Genomic DNA, 16561 nt, shown 5'->3' on the forward strand with positions numbered 1-16561 from the left:
TGGAAATATATTTGGGGCTAGCGCTATGAGTAAACATGTATTGATCGTCGATGATTCAGTATCGGTAAGGCAAATGGTAGAGGCAACATTAAAATCCGCCGGTTATACGGTTACTGCTGCGAAAGATGGTTTGGAAGCGTTGAATTTGTGCAAAACAAAAAGCTATGACTTTGTGTTAACCGATCAGAACATGCCGAATATGGATGGTTTAACGCTGATTAAATCCTTACGTACCTTACCTGCTCACATGCGCACACCGATTGTCGTGCTCACCACTGAAGCTAGCGATGCCATGAAAGCACAAGGGCGAGCCGCTGGCGCAACAGGTTGGATGGTAAAACCTTTTGATCCCAATAAATTGTTGGAAATTGCTAAAAAAGTGATGGGGTAGGGGCACTTATTGCGGTGAATAACCAGGGCGCAGCAAACGGCGCCTTTACGGAAATACTGAAGGTATTGCGAAGGATGTGAGAAATGTCGATAGACATGAAACAATTTCACACTGTCTTTTTTGACGAGAGCCAAGAGCACTTGGATGAGATGGAGCAGCTGCTGTTGGAGCTTGATATCACAAGCCCTGACGCTGAAATGCTTAACAGCATCTTTCGTGCCGCTCACTCGATAAAAGGCGGTAGCGGAATTTTTGGTTTTGATGCGCTAACCAGTGCAACACATATTATGGAAGGGTTGCTGGATAAAATCCGCAAAGGCAATCTCGCCATTACTGCAGCCATGGTTGATTTATTTTTACAGGCTGTCGATAAACTAAAAGAAATTCTGCTCGCTTATCGCCATGGTGACGCAATCGATTGGGCTGGCGTACATCAACTCACTGAACAGCTTGAAGTAGTGACCTCGGGCGCTGCTACACTTCCAAACCCTTCGGTAAATGAAAACCCCGCCTATGGTTTTTTTACCGAAACCTCTCCTGCGTCCGAAAGTGAAGCTTATGGTTTTTTTGAAGAGTCGGAGACCGCTTCCGATGAGGAATCCTTTGGTTTTTTTGATGAGCCATCAGTGCCAGAAAACAAAGATACGGTGTTTGGTTTTGTTGATAGCTTGTTGGCTGCTAGTGATGATGAAGGTTTTGGTTTTTTTGACGAAATTCCATCCGTCCCGGCGGCGCCAATAGTAGTTCCTGCAATACCACCAGTGATAGCGCCAGTATCTGCTGCAATTCCTGTCGCAGAAAAAAATACTGAACTCTCTCACAAACCGGTAAAACATAAAACCGCAGAATCGGTGGCGGTAGAGAGTTCATCCATTCGTGTAGATGTTGCCAAGGTTGATCAGCTCATTAATCTCGTGGGTGAAATTGTTATCACCCAATCCATGATGAACTTGTTAGGGCAAAGCCTTGAAGGGGCGATTGCTGAAAAATTTCAAGCAGTTGCCAGTGAATTGGAGCGTAACACGCGGGAAATTCAGGAAGCGGTTATGTCAATCCGCATGTTGCCAGTATCCTTTGTGTTTAATCGTTTCCCGCGTGTTGTGCGCGACCTTGCCGGTAAGTTGGGAAAACAAATTGAGTTAATTATCGAGGGCGGCGATACCGAATTGGATAAAGGCCTAACCGAAAAGTTAGTGGACCCACTGACGCATTTGGTGCGCAATAGTATTGATCACGGCATTGAATCACCCGAGGTGCGCCGCGAACGCGGTAAAGATCCGGCAGGTAAGGTGACGCTTCGCGCCGCGCAGCAGGGCGGTAATATTGTTATCAGTATCAGCGATGATGGTGGCGGTTTGAATCGCGAGCGCATTCTGGAAAAAGCCTATGAAAATAATATCCCTGTTAGTGACAACCCAAAAGATGAAGAGGTATGGCAATTAATTTTTGCGCCAGGTTTTTCAACTGCTGCCGCTGTGACTGATATTTCCGGGCGCGGAGTGGGAATGGATGTGGTGAAGCGCAATGTGCAAAGTTTAGGTGGGCGCATTCACATTGAATCCCGCGCGGGACAGGGTTCCAGTTTTACTATTCATTTGCCATTGACCTTGGCCATTGTGGATGGCATGTGCGTATCTGTTGGCGATCAAACATTTATTATTCCACTGGTTTCTATTGTGGAATCCATTCAACCAGCGCAAAAGGACATTAAAACCTTGGGTAGTAACGATCAGTTGCTGCAGGTGCGCAATGAATATTGGCCCATCTTACGGCTGCACAGCATTATGCAATTGGAGCCTGTTTTTAGCGAAGTTTCCAAAGGCATTGTGGTATTGGTTGAAACTGCGAAACATCGGTTTGCATTGTTTGTGGATGCCTTGGTTGGCCAACAGCAAGTGGTCATTAAAAGCCTGGAGCAGCATTACAAACGTGTTGAGGGTGTTGCCGGTGCCACCATTTTAGGCGATGGCAGTGTTGCATTGATTTTGGATGTGGAATCCCTGGCGCTATCGATTAATCAATCGGTGCATTTGGCTGCTGCTAGCTAAACTTTAGCAATACCTCTGTTTGGGAGTGCGTGTGTATGGATCAACTGTCACAATCAATTTCTGCGAGTACCGTGCAGGAATTCCTCACTTTTAGTTTGGGTGATGAAAATTATGCAATTGATATTCTGACCGTAAAAGAAATTCGCGGTTATGAGTCGGTAACAAAAATTGCTAATGCACCGCCCTTTATTAAGGGGGTGATTAATCTGCGTGGCGATATAGTTCCAATTGTTGATTTGCGCATTAAATTCAACGTAGGACAGGTAACTTACGACGAATTTACGATTGTGATAGTGCTGCATATTCGCAGCCGCATTGTGGGCATTGTGGTAGACGGCGTATCAGATGTTGTCGGTTTGAGTAAGGAACAATTGCGACCGCCACCCGATTTTGGCGTGGCGTTTAACAGCCGTTATTTGTTGGGGCTGGCAAGTGTTGATGAGCAGATGATTATTTTGGTTGATATTAACGAACTTATATCCAGCGAAGAGTTGGGATTATTCGATACAGCAGACGCACCGGCGACAAAAAACTAAGGAAAATTACCCATGAAACTATTTGAATTATTTGCTGGCGATAAAGATCTGATTAAAGTCAACGCACAAGAATTGGAGAATGTCCGCGGCCAATTGGCGGCGATTCATCGCGTGCAGGCGGTTATTGAATTTGCATTGGATGGCACCATTCTCAATGCCAATCAAAATTTTCTGGCGTTAACCGGTTATAGTTTGGATGAAGTTAAAGGTCGCCATCACAGTATGTTTGTAGATTCTGAATATCGTGCGAGTGATGCCTACCGAAAGTTTTGGGAATGTTTGGCGCGCGGCGATTTTGAGGCTGGCCAATATAAACGCATCGGCAAGGGTGGCAAAGAAGTCTGGATTCAGGCTAGTTACAATCCAATCCTTGATACCGATGGGCGAGTGATTAAGGTTGTGAAATACGCGACTGATATCACCCAAAATGCTATTAAGAATGTCAATGCGCAGCGCGAGATGGATCGTATTTTAAGTGCGCTTGATTCAACCTCTTCCAATGTCATGGTTGCTGACAATGATCGCACTATTATTTACATGAACAAGGCTGTCGAAAAAATGTTGCGCGCAGTAGAAAACGAATTACGCAAAGCATTGCCACATTTTTCGGTGGATAAGGTGCTGGGCAGTAATATGGATATTTTTCATCGCAACCCTGCACATCAAAGTCAATTGCTCGCCAATCTCCGTGACACCTATGTGGGTAATATAGTAGTGGCTGGCTGCAGTTTTCGCTTGATTGCCAATCCTATCTTTTCGGATTCTGGCGAGCGTTTGGGTTCCGTTGTGGAATGGATAGACAGAACCAAAGAGGTGGCTGCCGAGCATGAAATGAGCCGGATTCTTGGTGCGCTTGAAACCACGACTACCAATGTGATGATCGCCGACCCGGAACGAAAAATTATTTACATGAATAAATCGGTGGAGATGATGCTGCGTATTGCAGAGGCAGATATTAAGTCCGTGTTACCGCATTTTTCTGTGGATAAAATCGTTGGTAGTAATATGGATATATTCCATAAAAACCCCGCACATCAAATGAAGTTGCTAGAAAATTTAACCACTACGTACACCGGCAATATTGTTGTTGGCAAGCGTTCATTTCGGTTGGTTGCCAACCCCATTTTTTCCAAAGATGGCGCGCGCCTCGGATCTGTCGTTGAATGGTTGGATCGCACTGAAGAAGTTGCGGTTGAGCAGGAAGTTAATCATTTGGTGGAAGCTGCAGCTGCAGGCGATTTTAGTGTTCGGCTGAAAACCGAAGGTAAAAATGGTTTTTTCCTCAAGCTGACGGAAGGGTTAAATAGTTTGGTCACCACTGCTGATAAAGGCCTGAAAGACGTAGCTCGGGTGTTGGGCGCGATTGCACAGGGCAATCTTACCGAGACTATTGATGCTGATTATTCGGGCACCTTTGGCGATTTGAAAAATTATTGTAATGAAACAACCTCCAGTCTCACGAGTATGCTCGGTGAAATTCGTATGGCAGCGGATACTATTTTCACTGCCTCCAGTGAAATTGCCCAAGGCAATGCCGATCTTTCCAGCCGCACTGAACAGCAAGCGGCAAATTTGGAGGAAACGGCATCCTCCATGGAAGAATTAACCTCCACCGTTAAATTAAATGCCGATAACGCCAAACAGGCTAACGTACTGGCGGAACAGGCATCGGCAGTTGCGACAGATGGCGGTACTTTGATTCAGCAAGTTGTCACTACCATGAATGCAATTAATGAATCGGCGCGGAAAATCTCTGACATTATTGGTGTTATTGATGGTATCGCGTTCCAGACTAACATTCTTGCGCTCAATGCAGCGGTAGAGGCGGCGCGTGCCGGCGATCAGGGGCGTGGTTTTGCAGTGGTTGCATCCGAGGTGCGAACCCTAGCGCAGCGCTCGGCTAATGCAGCAAAAGATATTAAAGCGCTGATATCGGATTCAGTACAAAAAATTGATAGTGGTAATCAGTTGGTTGGAAAATCCGGCGATACCATGAAAGAAATTGTGAATGCGATAAAACGTGTGAATGACATTATGGCTGAGATTGCTGCTGCTTCGGCTGAGCAGTCCACTGGTATTGAGGAGGTTTCTACTGCTGTATCACAAATGGATGAAATGACTCAGCAGAATGCGGCGCTAGTGGAACAGGCAGCAGCGGCAGCCGAAAGCTTGCAAGCACAAGCGGATCAGTTAACCCAAAGTGTTGCACAGTTTCATCTTGCAGTAGATAGCGCTGTAGAGCCTGCGCCAAAAAAACGGTTAAGTGCGCCCGGTAAGAAACCTGTTAAAGCTGCTCCTGCAAAAAAACTCGCACCGCCCAAAGCAGCTCAGGAAGATGAATGGGAAGAGTTTTAATGCGTGACCGCGAGTTTAATTATCGCGACGCTGATTTTGAGCGAATCAAAGCGATTATTTATCGTAAGGCTGGCATTCATTTGGGGGATAGCAAAAAACAGTTGGTCTATAGCCGTTTGGCGCGTCGTTTGCGGGTGTTGGGGCTGGTTGATTTTGCCGTTTATTTAAATCATCTAGAGCAAACACCTGCCGAGCAGGAAGAGTTTGTTAATGCACTGACAACAAACCTGACGGCATTTTTTCGCGAATCCCATCATTTCAATATACTGGCTGATTATGCCAAAACACATCGCAGTGGTTCACCCAAATTGCGGGTGTGGTGTGCTGCATCCAGTACCGGTGAAGAACCTTATTCCATTGCGATTACGCTGGTTGAGGCATTTGGCCGTTACGATCCTCCGGTTGAAATTATCGCCTCAGATATAGATAGCAATGTATTGGCTGAAGCGAGTCGTGGAATTTATTCCATGGATCGCATTGACTCTTTATCGCTACAGCAAAAAAAACAGTTTTTTCTTCGCGGTAAAGGTGGCAATGCTGGCAAGGCTAAAGTTATTGAGCCTTTGCGGCGTTTGGTTGAATTTAAAAAAATTAATTTACTCGAGCGGCATTGGCCATTACAGGGTGTGTTTGATGTTATTTTTTGCCGCAATGTAATGATTTATTTTGATAAACCGACCCAGCTAAGTTTGCTGGAACGTATGGTTCGCTTACTGCGACCGAATGGTTTGTATATTGCCGGGCACTCTGAAAGTTTTGCGCAGGCTAGTCACTTGGTGAAATTGGTGAATAAAACCACCTATCAGCCAGCAAGGACTATGGCTGAAGGTGTTGGGCATGAACTTTGAACAGAATGTCCATTTCGCTCCCAATGTCTATTACGACCGTTATTTCGATTGCGACGCGGTAAAAATTTTACCTGGCGAATATTGTGTGACTGCCGCCAATAAAATGATTGTTACTGTGCTGGGCTCCTGTGTCGCCGTTTGTTTGCGTGATCGCTACTCGGGGTCAGGGGGCATGAATCATTTTTTATTGCCGAATGATGAGAGTAACCAAACCGGCCTGCTAACTGAGTCGGCTCGCTATGGCAGTTACGCTATGGAGTTGTTAATTAACCATTTGCTTAAAATTGGCGCCAATCGCAATAGGCTTGAGGCCAAAGTATTTGGCGGGGGAAATGTGCTGCGCGGCCTAACAATTAATAATGTGGGCGAACGCAATGCGGAGTTTGTATTGGATTATTTGCATAACGAAGGTATTCCAATCGTGGCGCAGGACCTGCTTGGGCCTTATCCACGCAAAGTATATTTTTTCCCACAGACCGGAAAAGTGCTTATTAAGAAAATTAAATCTATTCACAACTCCACTATTCTTGATCGTGAAAGTGAATACCGTATGCGCGTTAAATACACACCCAAAAGCGGTGATGTCGAATTGTTTACCTAGTGTTTTTTTATGGGGTGATAGTTTTGGCGATAAAGGTACTTGTTGTTGACGACTCCGCATTAGTGCGCAGTTTGCTGGCGGAAATTATTCGCGCCGCGCCTGGCCTTGAGTTGGTTGGTTTGGCACCCGATGCTTATGTTGCACGGGATATGGTAAAGCAGTTTGTGCCCGATGTGATTACGCTTGATATAGAAATGCCACGCATGGATGGATTGAGTTTTTTGGAAAAGCTGATGCGGGCGCGCCCGACACCGGTGATTATGATTTCCACCTTAACTGAAGTCGGTGCAGAGGCGACCTTACAGGCGTTGGAGTTGGGAGCAGTGGATTTTATTCCCAAGCCAAAATTGGGAATCGCCAGTGGTATTCGTGAATATGCCGAGCTGATTGTAGAAAAGATTAAAACGGCTGCCACCATAAAAGTTAAACCGTTTAAGGGCGATGCAAGCCCCAACGTCAAGCCGGAACAGAAAATAGCTATTGCCGGACGTTTGCAAAGCACGGAAAAAATAATCGCAATTGGTGCTTCGACTGGCGGCACCGAAGCGATTAAGGATTTATTAATGCAGTTGCCTGCTGCTATGCCCGGTATTGTGATGACCCAACATATGCCGCCGGGATTTACACGCACTTTTGCCGAGCGATTAAATAAGCTGACACGGTTGCATGTTGTTGAGGCCAAGGGCGGTGAGCGCATTTTGCCGGGGCATGCGTTTCTTGCACCCGGTGGGCATCATTTAATTGTGGCGCGTTCTGGAGCTGATTATGTGGTCAAACTTTCTGATGCAGAGCCGGTACACCGCCATCGCCCGGCGGTGGATGTAATGATGGAATCGGTAGCGCTCGCGGGCGGTAAAAATGTAGTGGGAGTTTTACTGACTGGTATGGGCAAAGACGGTGCCAAGGGTATGTTGGCGATTCGTCAGCAGGGTGGTTATACGCTCGCACAGGATGAGGCGAGCTGTGTGGTTTATGGTATGCCGAAAGAAGCCGTGCAAATTGGTGGTGTGGATCAGGTAGTTGCCTTGGATAAAATGGGTGCACTATTGCTGGAGAAAATAAAAACCATGGGCAGTGGCAACCGCCTTTAATAGGATTGCGGTGCTTGAGGGAAGGTTAGCGCGAAATTTAATACCTCTGCTGAATCCTGCAATTCGATTTTTCCGTGCATTTTTTCAATAATTTCTTTGGCTATTGTTAGGCCTAATTCGCTGCCGTTGTTGTAATTGCTGTGGGTAATGCCTGGGCGTTTGCCCAGTTGTTGTTGCAGATTGCTGCGCGCATCTGTATCCAGTTTGTGATTATTACTTCGCATTTCTATTTTTATATGCCCGCGCTCTTCCGACAGCGCAATCGGCACCACACCATGGCGACCTGATACTTTTAACAAGAATTGCAATATATGACCAATTGCTTGCTCAAAACGGTGCGCATCGGTGTGGATCATTGGATTGTTCAGGTTTTCGGTAATAATCGCTTTACTCTGGTAAATATCACTAAAGGTCTGCTGCTGGCTTATCGCTGCGCGAATTAATGGCAAAGCTGCTTGATGGCTTAAATTAAAGGGCATATCTCCACGGGAAAGATTCTGCATTTCAATCAAATCACCCATGAGCTTTTGCAGTTGATAGCTATTGGTTTGTGCGATTTCAGTGAGGTTGGCAATGTGTTCGGGCAATTCCTCTACAGCGCGTTTGCGTAATAGTGTAATGGCTTCGCTAATAAGGTTGAGCGGCCCAAGAATTTCGCGGCTGGCAGCGCTGATAAATTGAGTGCGTAAATCGTCGATACGTTTTTTTTCAGTAATATCGCGAACAATTCCGATAAATACCGGTTCGCCTTGTTGATAGACCCGCGACACCATGAGATCCATCGGAAACTCCTGGCCGTTGCGACGTAGTCCCCGTACTTCACGGCCAATACCAATAATATTTTTCTTGCCGGTATGCAGGTGATTTTTTAAATAGCCATCGTGCATGGATTGATAGGGGTCGGGCATGAGCACGCTGACATTTTTTCCAATAATTTGCGGGGCGCGATAACCAAAGATGGTTTCTGCAGCGTGATTAAAACTTTCAATAATGCCCAATTTATTAATGATCACTACACCATCTGCAATGTCATTCAAAATGGTTTGATGCTGTTGGTTACTCGCCTCCAGTGCGGCTTGATCTTGTTCATGCTGTTGTTGGTGATTAAGCGTTTGCACAAATTGGGCGATACTTTTCAGAATGGGCTCAAGATCGGTAATGGTGTCGCTGCTGTAGCCCGCAGGGGCGTTGGCCAGCCCGAGCATGGCAACCTGTTCTTTGCCATTAAAAATGGGAATGCCAATAAAACTTTCAATAGCAGGGTGACCGGGGGGGAGAACTGCTGCACGCAAGTCGCGCCCCAAGTGACTGGTAATCAGCGGTTTTCCCGATAGCATTATGCTGCCAAACATGGTGGTGAGATTGCGATACTCTCCATTTGTGGGCAGGTTTTTTTCACGAAACAAACTCAGCTGCAGGTCGTTGCTTTTGCTGCTGGAAAATACCAGTGCCCGCATATAAGGCTGTCCTTGTTCATCTTTATTTACCTGACCTATAAAGCCGAGTTTGCTATCGCATAATGGCAGCGTATCGCGCAATAAATTTTCCAGTGCGGCCTGAATTTTATTTTCATTGATAAAGATAGATTGTGCGCTGTTAACAATTTGATCGAGCCGTTGTTTTTTGTCCAGTGCTTCGCTTAGGCGTAGCAAATCAAATTGTTTGGTGAGTTGGTCAATCATTGTGTTGCGAGTGCGCGCTGTACCGGCAATGACAAAAAATATAAAAATGACCGTCATGCCTGACATGAAAAAGGCCGTGGGGCCGTCTTGTAATAACATCACCACGCTGAGTGGGCTTATGGCCAGCATCACAAAACCGATGCTGCAATATTTGTCGACGGTGAGTGAAGTAATAGAGCCGGTTGCAATACCTGCAAGCGTAAATGCTAGTAGCGCCTGATAAATACTGGCTTCGGTCGCAAATAATAAAAAAGCGGCTGAACCCCATGCCAGACCGGTAAGCCAGGCGCCCACACGAAAGCTGTTTAACCAAAAACGTGTCGAATAGAGCTGATGCAGATTATTCCAGCTGAGCCAGAGCACGAGGCGTGCTAATAACACGCTACTCAAAATCAGATTCCACAAAATAATGTCGGCGTGGGCGATTACTTTCCATTGGGATACGCTGAGCATAAGCGCTATAACCAAAGAGGCGATCAGCGAGAGTGGAAAACCTTTGTAGAGTTGGCGCACCTGTTCCGGTTCAAGGTGTTCGCGTTCAAATGAATAGGACGAAGACTCCCGGGCAACATGTGTGGCTGAGTTTTGATGGCCGGGGGGCAGTGAATCGTCGGGCATCGCTTATCTCGTCAGTTGCGGGTTAGGTGGTAGTCGGTTCAAGTATAGATCAGCACCCAAGGCTTTCTAGGGCGATGGGAAAGATTCTAACAATAGGTTTTATGGCAGGGTATTACGGGGGATTACTGCATCACCGCTAAGCACAGTGATGCAGGTGGTGCTCGGTAAAGACGGGCGTCTTTACTATTTAGTAGAGGCGATACTGCTCGGGAATTTGTTCTACTGAATCAACCGGCGGCATCAGTTTGTGCAGAATGCCGTCGTGAATATCGTAAATCCAACCGTGAATGCTCAGTTCCTGACCGCGCGCCCAGGCGTTTTGGACTATGTTGCTTCGCGCAATATTTTCTACTTGTTGCACTACATTTAACTCGCACAAGCGGTTGACGCGTTCATCGGGATCACTGATTTGATCCATGATTTCTTTGTTGTTGTAATAAACATCGCGAATATTGCGCAACCAGTAATCAATTAGCCCCAGTTTGCGATTTTCCAGTGCTGCTTTTACACCGCCGCAGCCATAGTGGCCGGTTACCATTACATGTTTTACTTTGAGAAACTCAACGGCGTAATTAAGTACAGTCATGCAGTTGAGGTCGGTATGAATGACCACGTTGGCCACATTGCGGTGTACAAATAATTCACCGGGGGCGAGGTCAACAATTTGGTTGGCGGGTACGCGGCTATCCGAGCAGCCTATCCATAAATACTCTGGCGCTTGCTGTTTGGCCAGGTTGGAAAAAAAGTCAGGCTCTTTGCGTTTGATATCTTCGGCCCATTTTACATTGCTGGCAAACAGGCTATCTAAATCACTCATAGTGGCTCCAAGGCGGGACTTAGCGGTTAAATGAAAGACGGGATTTCAGATCAAAAACAGGTTTTGTAATTTAAAAAATCCGGTCACAAAAATCAGGCGGCAGTATAGGGGAAACTGCTTGGGAGGTGTTAGATTGCCCGTTGTTGGTGCAGTGAGGTGCTGTGAGTGTCTGGCAAAATTGTGGAATAAATAATATGAAGAATGAATCGTCGGTTAGTCTCTATTGGCACGATTACGAAACTTGGGGCGAAGTGCCGGCGATTGATCGCCCTTCGCAGTTTGCCGGTGTGCGCACGGATGAGTCGCTCAATGTGATCGATGAGCCTTTAATGATTTATTGTCAGCCAGCGCCTGATGTATTGCCAAAACCGGAAGCTTGTTTAATTACCGGATTATTGCCGCAAGTCGCCCAGAGCAAGGGCTTGCCAGAGTGCGAATTTATTGCCGCGATTCATCGTCAGCTCGCGCGTCCGGGGACTTGCGGTGTGGGGTATAACTCGATCCGTTTTGATGATGAAGTAACGCGCTATACCCTCTATCGCAACTTTTATGATCCCTATGAGCGCGAGTGGCGCAACGGTAATTCGCGCTGGGACATTATCGATATGGTGCGTATGACCCGTGCGTTGCGACCGGAAGGGATCGAATGGCCTAATTATGAGGATGGTCGCCCTTGCTTCAAGCTGGAAATGCTGAGCCAGGCGAACAATCTCAAACACGAGGCTGCACATGATGCGCTCTCAGACGTCTATGCCACCATCGCTGTGGCCAAGCTGATTAAAACCCGCCAGCCTAAACTCTATGATTACGCTTATCGTCTGCGCGACAAACGTTTTGCCGCCAGTATGATTGATATCGATGCTGCCAAACCGCTGCTGCACATTTCCTCCCGTTTTCCCGGTGAGAACGGCAACGCGGCGTTGATTGTGCCTTTAGCTATGCACCCCACCAATAAGAATTCGGTGATCGCTTACAATCTGAGCGCCGATCCGCAAGCCTTGCTCAGTTTGCCGGTCGAGGAATTACAGCTGCGGCTTTATACCCGCACCGAGGATTTACCCGAAGGGGTAGAGCGCTTGGCGCTCAAAGAAGTGCACATGAATAAAACCCCGATGCTACTACCGGCAGCGATGCTAGATGATGCCACTGCCCAGCGTTTGCACATTGATAAGCAGCGTTGCGAGGCGCATTGGCAAGTTCTGCGCAATCTGACGTTAAGTGAGCGCGAATCCTTGCTGCAGCGTTTATATCAATTGTATTCGAGCAACTCTTTTGCGGAAAAAACAGATCCTGAGCAACTGCTTTACAGCGGTTTTTTTGATGATCACGACAAGCGTTTAATGACCCGCGTGCGCAATGCTGATCCTGAAACATTGGCTAATACCGCCTTTCCATTCAATGACCCGCGTTTGGGGGAAATATTGTTTCGCTATCGCGCCCGCAATTTTCCTGCCAGCCTCAGTGCCGAAGAGCTGCAACGCTGGCAGGAATTCTGCCGTTGGCGGCTGACTTCACCTGAGGCGCAATCTTCTCTGACTTTGATGGAGTTTGATCTGCGGATAAAAACGCTCAGTGAGGCGGAGTCCACCAGTGCTGAGCAGCGTCTGCTTTTGCAGCAATTAGCCGCGTATGGCAAGCAGTTGATGGCAGCTGGGTAAAACAGGGTTCAATTTGACTTTGCACAGGGTTTTAACGGCCGCAAGTGTGGGAATTTGGTCTGCTTGCGAGTACAATCCCGCGCCCAAGAAGGTACCGGTCTGCGGATTGCGACTCGTGATCGTGCCCTGTGAATTGTCAACGAGTGTTAGCGGGAGTCCCCATGTCATCTATCAAAAAAGTAGTGTTGGCCTATTCCGGTGGCCTTGACACGTCTGTAATCGTTAAGTGGTTGCAGGAAAACTACAACTGTGAAGTGATCACCTTTACCGCTGACATTGGTCAGGGCGAAGAAGTTGAGCCGGCCCGCGCTAAAGCTGAGGCGCTAGGCGTTAAGCAAATTTACATCGACGATCTACGCGAAGAGTTTGTCCGCGATTTCGTATTCCCTATGTTCCGCGCTAATACCATCTATGAAGGTGAGTACCTGCTCGGAACCTCTATTGCCCGCCCTTTGATTGCCAAGCGTTTGATTGAAATCGCCAATGAAGTAGGTGCAGATGCCATTTCCCACGGCGCTACCGGTAAAGGTAACGATCAGGTGCGTTTTGAATTGGGTGCCTATGCATTGAAACCCGGCATCAAAGTAATCGCCCCATGGCGCGAGTGGGATTTGACCTCCCGCGAAACCTTGATGGCGTATTGCGAGAAGCACAATATTCCGGTTGATTACTCCAAGAAGAAAAAATCACCTTACTCTATGGATGCCAACCTGCTGCATATCTCTTACGAAGGCAAGGTTCTGGAGAACCCGTGGACTGAAGCCGAAGAAGATATGTGGCGCTGGACTGTTGCCCCTGAAGCCGCTCCTGATAAACCGACTTACCTTGAGTTGACCTACGAGAAAGGCGACATCGTTGCTATCGACGGCAAGCCAATGTCTCCGGCTACCGTACTGGCTTACCTGAATAAGGTTGGTGGTGAGAACGGTGTTGGTCGTCTGGATATCGTGGAAAACCGCTATGTAGGCATGAAATCTCGCGGCTGCTACGAAACCCCTGGCGGCACCATCATGATGCGTGCGCACCGTGCAATTGAATCTATTACTCTGGATCGCGAAGTTGCTCATTTGAAGGACAGCTTGATTCCCAAGTATGCGGACATGATTTACAACGGTTACTGGTGGAGCCCTGAGCGTCTGATGATGCAGGCGATGATCGATCAGTCACAAACTCATGTAAACGGTGATGTACGCGTGAAGCTGTACAAAGGCTCAGTGAGTGTTGTTGGTCGTCGTTCTCCTGACAGCTTGTTTGATGAAAAAATAGCGACTTTTGAAGATGATGCTGGTGCATACAACCAAAAAGATGCAGAAGGTTTCATTAAACTGAATGCACTGCGTATGCGTATTGCTGCTAACAAGGGCCGTGTGCTGAAGTAATTTCCTTTTTAACCTGCGCTCCTGTGAGCGCAGGTACTTTATTTACCTGGGTAAATAAAGTGTTCGGGTTAATTCCGTATAAATATTTTGATAAATATCAATCCTGTAACTACTTGCGTGGGACAAAATGCCACACATGAGGCAAAATGCCGCACCTTCAGTAGGGTTATAGGCTTGATGATTGCCGTGAAGCTCCGTGCGGTAAGTTGCACGGCCAGAGACAAACAAGTTTTCATTTCTCTTTAAGTAACAGGAAAGTCCTATGGGTAGTCATGCGACTGTAGCTGGGGATCCTCCAGTATACGACTTCGATATAGTACGCAAATTCTCCATTATGACCATTGTATGGGGCATAGTGGGTATGGGCATTGGTGTGCTTATCGCATCACAATTGGTGTGGCCAGGTTTGAATGACTTGCTGCAACCCTACACACATTTTGGTCGTTTGCGCCCCCTGCACACCAATGCAGTAATTTTTGCGTTTGGTGGCTGTGCGCTGTTTGCGACTTCTTACTACGTTGTGCAACGTACCTGTCAGACCACTTTGTTTGGTGGTTGGTTAGTGCCTTTTACCTTCTGGGGTTGGCAAGCCGTTATTGTATTGGCGGTAATCACCTTGCCATTGGGGATGACTACTACCAAAGAATACGCCGAGCTTGAATGGCCAATTGATATTCTTATTGCACTCGTTTGGATTTCTTATGCGATTGTTTTCTTCGGCACCATTGTTAAGCGTAAAACTTCCCATATTTATGTAGCTAACTGGTTCTACGGCGGCTTCATTCTTACCGTTGCCGTGCTGCATATTGTCAACAGTGCTGCAGTGCCAGTAACTCTGACCAAATCTTACTCTGCCTATGCCGGTGCTGCCGATGCTATGGTCCAATGGTGGTACGGTCACAACGCAGTAGGTTTCTTCTTGACCGCTGGCTTCCTTGGCATGATGTACTACTTTGTACCCAAACAAGCGGGTCGCCCTGTTTACTCCTATCAGTTGTCTATCGTGCATTTCTGGGCGTTGATCTCCCTTTACATATGGGCTGGTTCTCACCATTTGCATTACTCCGCTTTACCGGATTGGACCCAATCATTAGGTATGGTGATGTCATTGATTCTGTTGGCACCAAGCTGGGGCGGTATGATCAACGGTATTATGACCCTGTCTGGCGCTTGGCATAAGCTGCGCACTGACCCAACCCTGCGCTTCCTCGTTGTTGCTTTGTCCTTCTACGGTATGTCTACCTTCGAAGGCCCAATGATGGCCATTAAAAACGTAAACGCACTCTCTCACAATACTGACTGGACTGTGGGTCACGTTCACTCTGGCGCACTCGGTTGGGTGGCAATGATTTCTATCGGCGCCCTGTACCACATGATTCCGAAACTCTTTAATCGTGAAGAAATGCACAGCGTTAAATTGATCAATATGCACTTCTGGTTGGCCACTGTGGGTACTGTTCTTTATGTAGTGGCTATGTGGATTAATGGTATCGGTCAAGGTTTGATGTGGCGTGCATTCAACCCCGATGGTTCTTTGACCTACAGCTTTATTGAAACCGTCGTGTTCAGTAAAGGGGGTTACATCATGCGTCTTATTGGTGGTGCTTTCTTCCTGACCGGTATGCTCGTGATGGCCTACAACACTTATCGCACTGTAAGCGCTTCCAAAAAAGAAGCAGCTGCAAATGCTACCCAGCCTGTTCAGGCACCAGCTGTTTAAGGGGAATGCCATGAAAGGTCATGAAATAGTTGAGAAAAATATTGGTTTGATGACTGTATTTATGGTCGTCGCTATTAGCTTCGGTGGTTTGGTGGAGATTGTTCCGCAGTTCTTCTTGAAAGAGACTACCACCCCGATCGAAGGTTTGAAGCCTTACACCGCCGTGCAGTTGGAAGGTCGTGATATCTACATTCGTGAGGGTTGCCACGTTTGCCACACCCAGATGGTGCGTCCGCTACGCGCTGAAGTTGAGCGTTATGGCCACTATTCGGTCGCCGGTGAGTCTGTGTACGAGCACCCGTTCTTGTGGGGTTCCAAGAGAACCGGTCCGGATTTGGCGCGCGTAGGTGGCCGTTATTCCGATGACTGGCATAAAGTGCATTTGTTTAACCCACGTATTGTTGTGCCTGAGTCGATCATGCCTGCTTACCCTTGGCTGTATGACAACAAGCTCGATGGCAAACATACTGCCGCCAAAATGCGTGCTTTAGCCTCAGTGGGAGTTCCTTATACAGAGGAAGATATTGCTGGTGCTGAAGCTGCAGTTAAAGGCGTGACTGAGATGGATGCATTGGTTGCTTACTTACAGAACCTGGGCATTTTGCTCAAAGAGAAGCGTTAATGGATACGGGTACACTTGGTGCTATTTCAACCGTGTTAGTTACCATCGCCTTCTTCGGCGTGTGCTTTTGGGCTTTTTCGCCCAAGCTCAAAAAGCGCTTTGAAGAGGATGCAAAGTTACCTTTTGCGGACGATGAGCCTAACACCAAGCAGCCAGACAACAAGCAGACTGATGATCACAAGTAATCATCGATTA

14 protein-coding genes are annotated in these 16561 nt (G+C 47.2%); 12 read left to right on the plus strand and 2 right to left on the minus strand.

From position 1 onward, the window contains the following. Positions 1–25 precede the first annotated feature (25 nt). The 7 genes from NNX04_RS20595 to NNX04_RS20625 all read left to right on the plus strand — a co-directional run bounded on the left by NNX04_RS20595 (position 26) and on the right by NNX04_RS20625 (position 7870). Entirely contained in the window at positions 26–391 is a 366-nt protein-coding gene (locus NNX04_RS20595) for a response regulator (RefSeq protein ID WP_040392746.1), read from the plus strand. An 83-nt stretch (positions 392–474) separates the two neighbouring features. Further along, positions 475–2439, plus strand: coding sequence for a chemotaxis protein CheA (locus NNX04_RS20600; RefSeq protein ID WP_261947033.1), 1965 nt, complete (start codon positions 475–477; stop codon positions 2437–2439). 35 nt (positions 2440–2474) lie between these two features. Then, entirely contained in the window at positions 2475–2975 is a 501-nt protein-coding gene (locus NNX04_RS20605; RefSeq protein ID WP_261947034.1) for a chemotaxis protein CheW, read from the plus strand. 12 nt (positions 2976–2987) lie between these two features. Beyond that, positions 2988–5330, plus strand: a complete 2343-nt coding sequence (locus NNX04_RS20610) for a methyl-accepting chemotaxis protein (protein ID WP_261947035.1) — start codon at positions 2988–2990, stop codon at positions 5328–5330. After that, entirely contained in the window at positions 5315–6178 is an 864-nt protein-coding gene (locus tag NNX04_RS20615) for a CheR family methyltransferase (protein WP_225318427.1), read from the plus strand. The genes NNX04_RS20610 and NNX04_RS20615 overlap by 16 nt, the downstream gene beginning before the upstream one ends. Further along, positions 6168–6779 (plus strand): chemoreceptor glutamine deamidase CheD, encoded by a 612-nt coding sequence (cheD, locus tag NNX04_RS20620; RefSeq protein ID WP_007643915.1) that lies wholly within the window; start codon positions 6168–6170, stop codon positions 6777–6779. Before NNX04_RS20615 ends, cheD begins: the two co-directional genes overlap by 11 nt. A 14-nt stretch (positions 6780–6793) precedes the next feature. Further along, positions 6794–7870: a protein-glutamate methylesterase/protein-glutamine glutaminase gene (locus NNX04_RS20625; protein WP_315973097.1), complete on the plus strand. Its 1077-nt coding sequence runs from the start codon at positions 6794–6796 to the stop codon at positions 7868–7870. Here NNX04_RS20625 and NNX04_RS20630 read toward each other — a convergent pair. Together NNX04_RS20630 and can are read right to left on the minus strand one after the other, a co-directional pair. Beyond that, the gene (locus NNX04_RS20630; protein ID WP_261947036.1) at positions 7867–10170 is read right to left on the minus strand and encodes a PAS domain S-box protein; all 2304 of its coding nucleotides are present in this window, start codon (positions 10168–10170) and stop codon (positions 7867–7869) included. The two genes, NNX04_RS20625 and NNX04_RS20630, sit on opposite strands and share 4 nt — an antisense overlap. Positions 10171–10357: 187 nt before the next feature. After that, on the minus strand, positions 10358–10987 hold the full coding sequence (can, locus tag NNX04_RS20635; RefSeq protein ID WP_007643912.1) for a carbonate dehydratase: 630 nt from the start codon (positions 10985–10987) through the stop codon (positions 10358–10360). A 194-nt stretch (positions 10988–11181) separates the two neighbouring features. On the opposite strand from can, the gene sbcB reads away from it, so the two are divergent. The 5 genes from sbcB (at position 11182) to NNX04_RS20660 (ending at position 16551) form a co-directional block, all read left to right on the plus strand. After that, the gene (gene sbcB / locus NNX04_RS20640) at positions 11182–12645 is read left to right on the plus strand and encodes an exodeoxyribonuclease I (RefSeq protein ID WP_007643911.1); all 1464 of its coding nucleotides are present in this window, start codon (positions 11182–11184) and stop codon (positions 12643–12645) included. 161 nt (positions 12646–12806) lie between these two features. Next, the gene (locus NNX04_RS20645) at positions 12807–14024 is read left to right on the plus strand and encodes an argininosuccinate synthase (RefSeq protein WP_261947037.1); all 1218 of its coding nucleotides are present in this window, start codon (positions 12807–12809) and stop codon (positions 14022–14024) included. A gap of 262 nt (positions 14025–14286) precedes the next feature. Next, positions 14287–15744, plus strand: coding sequence for a cytochrome-c oxidase, cbb3-type subunit I (ccoN, locus tag NNX04_RS20650; RefSeq protein WP_261947038.1), 1458 nt, complete (start codon positions 14287–14289; stop codon positions 15742–15744). A 10-nt stretch (positions 15745–15754) separates the two neighbouring features. Further along, positions 15755–16366 (plus strand): cytochrome-c oxidase, cbb3-type subunit II, encoded by a 612-nt coding sequence (gene ccoO, locus NNX04_RS20655; protein WP_007643908.1) that lies wholly within the window; start codon positions 15755–15757, stop codon positions 16364–16366. Further along, on the plus strand, positions 16366–16551 hold the full coding sequence (locus NNX04_RS20660; RefSeq protein ID WP_007643907.1) for a CcoQ/FixQ family Cbb3-type cytochrome c oxidase assembly chaperone: 186 nt from the start codon (positions 16366–16368) through the stop codon (positions 16549–16551). Before ccoO ends, NNX04_RS20660 begins: the two co-directional genes overlap by 1 nt. Positions 16552–16561: the final 10 nt, after the last annotated feature.

This window comes from Cellvibrio sp. QJXJ, from assembly GCF_024452345.1.
In the GTDB taxonomy this organism is placed as follows: domain Bacteria; phylum Pseudomonadota; class Gammaproteobacteria; order Pseudomonadales; family Cellvibrionaceae; genus Cellvibrio.

What these genes read in the sequence shown, in the direction of transcription:
- NNX04_RS20595 (WP_040392746.1), top strand. Translation starts at nt 26, where the DNA reads ATGAGTAAACATGTATTGATCGTCGATGATTCAGTATCGGTAAGGCAA.
- NNX04_RS20600 (WP_261947033.1), top strand. Translation starts at nt 475, where the DNA reads ATGTCGATAGACATGAAACAATTTCACACTGTCTTTTTTGACGAGAGC.
- NNX04_RS20605 (WP_261947034.1), top strand. Translation starts at nt 2,475, where the DNA reads ATGGATCAACTGTCACAATCAATTTCTGCGAGTACCGTGCAGGAATTC.
- NNX04_RS20610 (WP_261947035.1), top strand. Translation starts at nt 2,988, where the DNA reads ATGAAACTATTTGAATTATTTGCTGGCGATAAAGATCTGATTAAAGTC.
- NNX04_RS20615 (WP_225318427.1), top strand. Translation starts at nt 5,315, where the DNA reads ATGGGAAGAGTTTTAATGCGTGACCGCGAGTTTAATTATCGCGACGCT.
- cheD (WP_007643915.1), top strand. Translation starts at nt 6,168, where the DNA reads ATGAACTTTGAACAGAATGTCCATTTCGCTCCCAATGTCTATTACGAC.
- NNX04_RS20630 (WP_261947036.1), bottom strand. Translation starts at nt 10,170, where the DNA reads ATGCCCGACGATTCACTGCCCCCCGGCCATCAAAACTCAGCCACACAT.
- can (WP_007643912.1), bottom strand. Translation starts at nt 10,987, where the DNA reads ATGAGTGATTTAGATAGCCTGTTTGCCAGCAATGTAAAATGGGCCGAA.
- sbcB (WP_007643911.1), top strand. Translation starts at nt 11,182, where the DNA reads ATGAAGAATGAATCGTCGGTTAGTCTCTATTGGCACGATTACGAAACT.
- NNX04_RS20645 (WP_261947037.1), top strand. Translation starts at nt 12,807, where the DNA reads ATGTCATCTATCAAAAAAGTAGTGTTGGCCTATTCCGGTGGCCTTGAC.
- ccoN (WP_261947038.1), top strand. Translation starts at nt 14,287, where the DNA reads ATGGGTAGTCATGCGACTGTAGCTGGGGATCCTCCAGTATACGACTTC.
- ccoO (WP_007643908.1), top strand. Translation starts at nt 15,755, where the DNA reads ATGAAAGGTCATGAAATAGTTGAGAAAAATATTGGTTTGATGACTGTA.
- NNX04_RS20660 (WP_007643907.1), top strand. Translation starts at nt 16,366, where the DNA reads ATGGATACGGGTACACTTGGTGCTATTTCAACCGTGTTAGTTACCATC.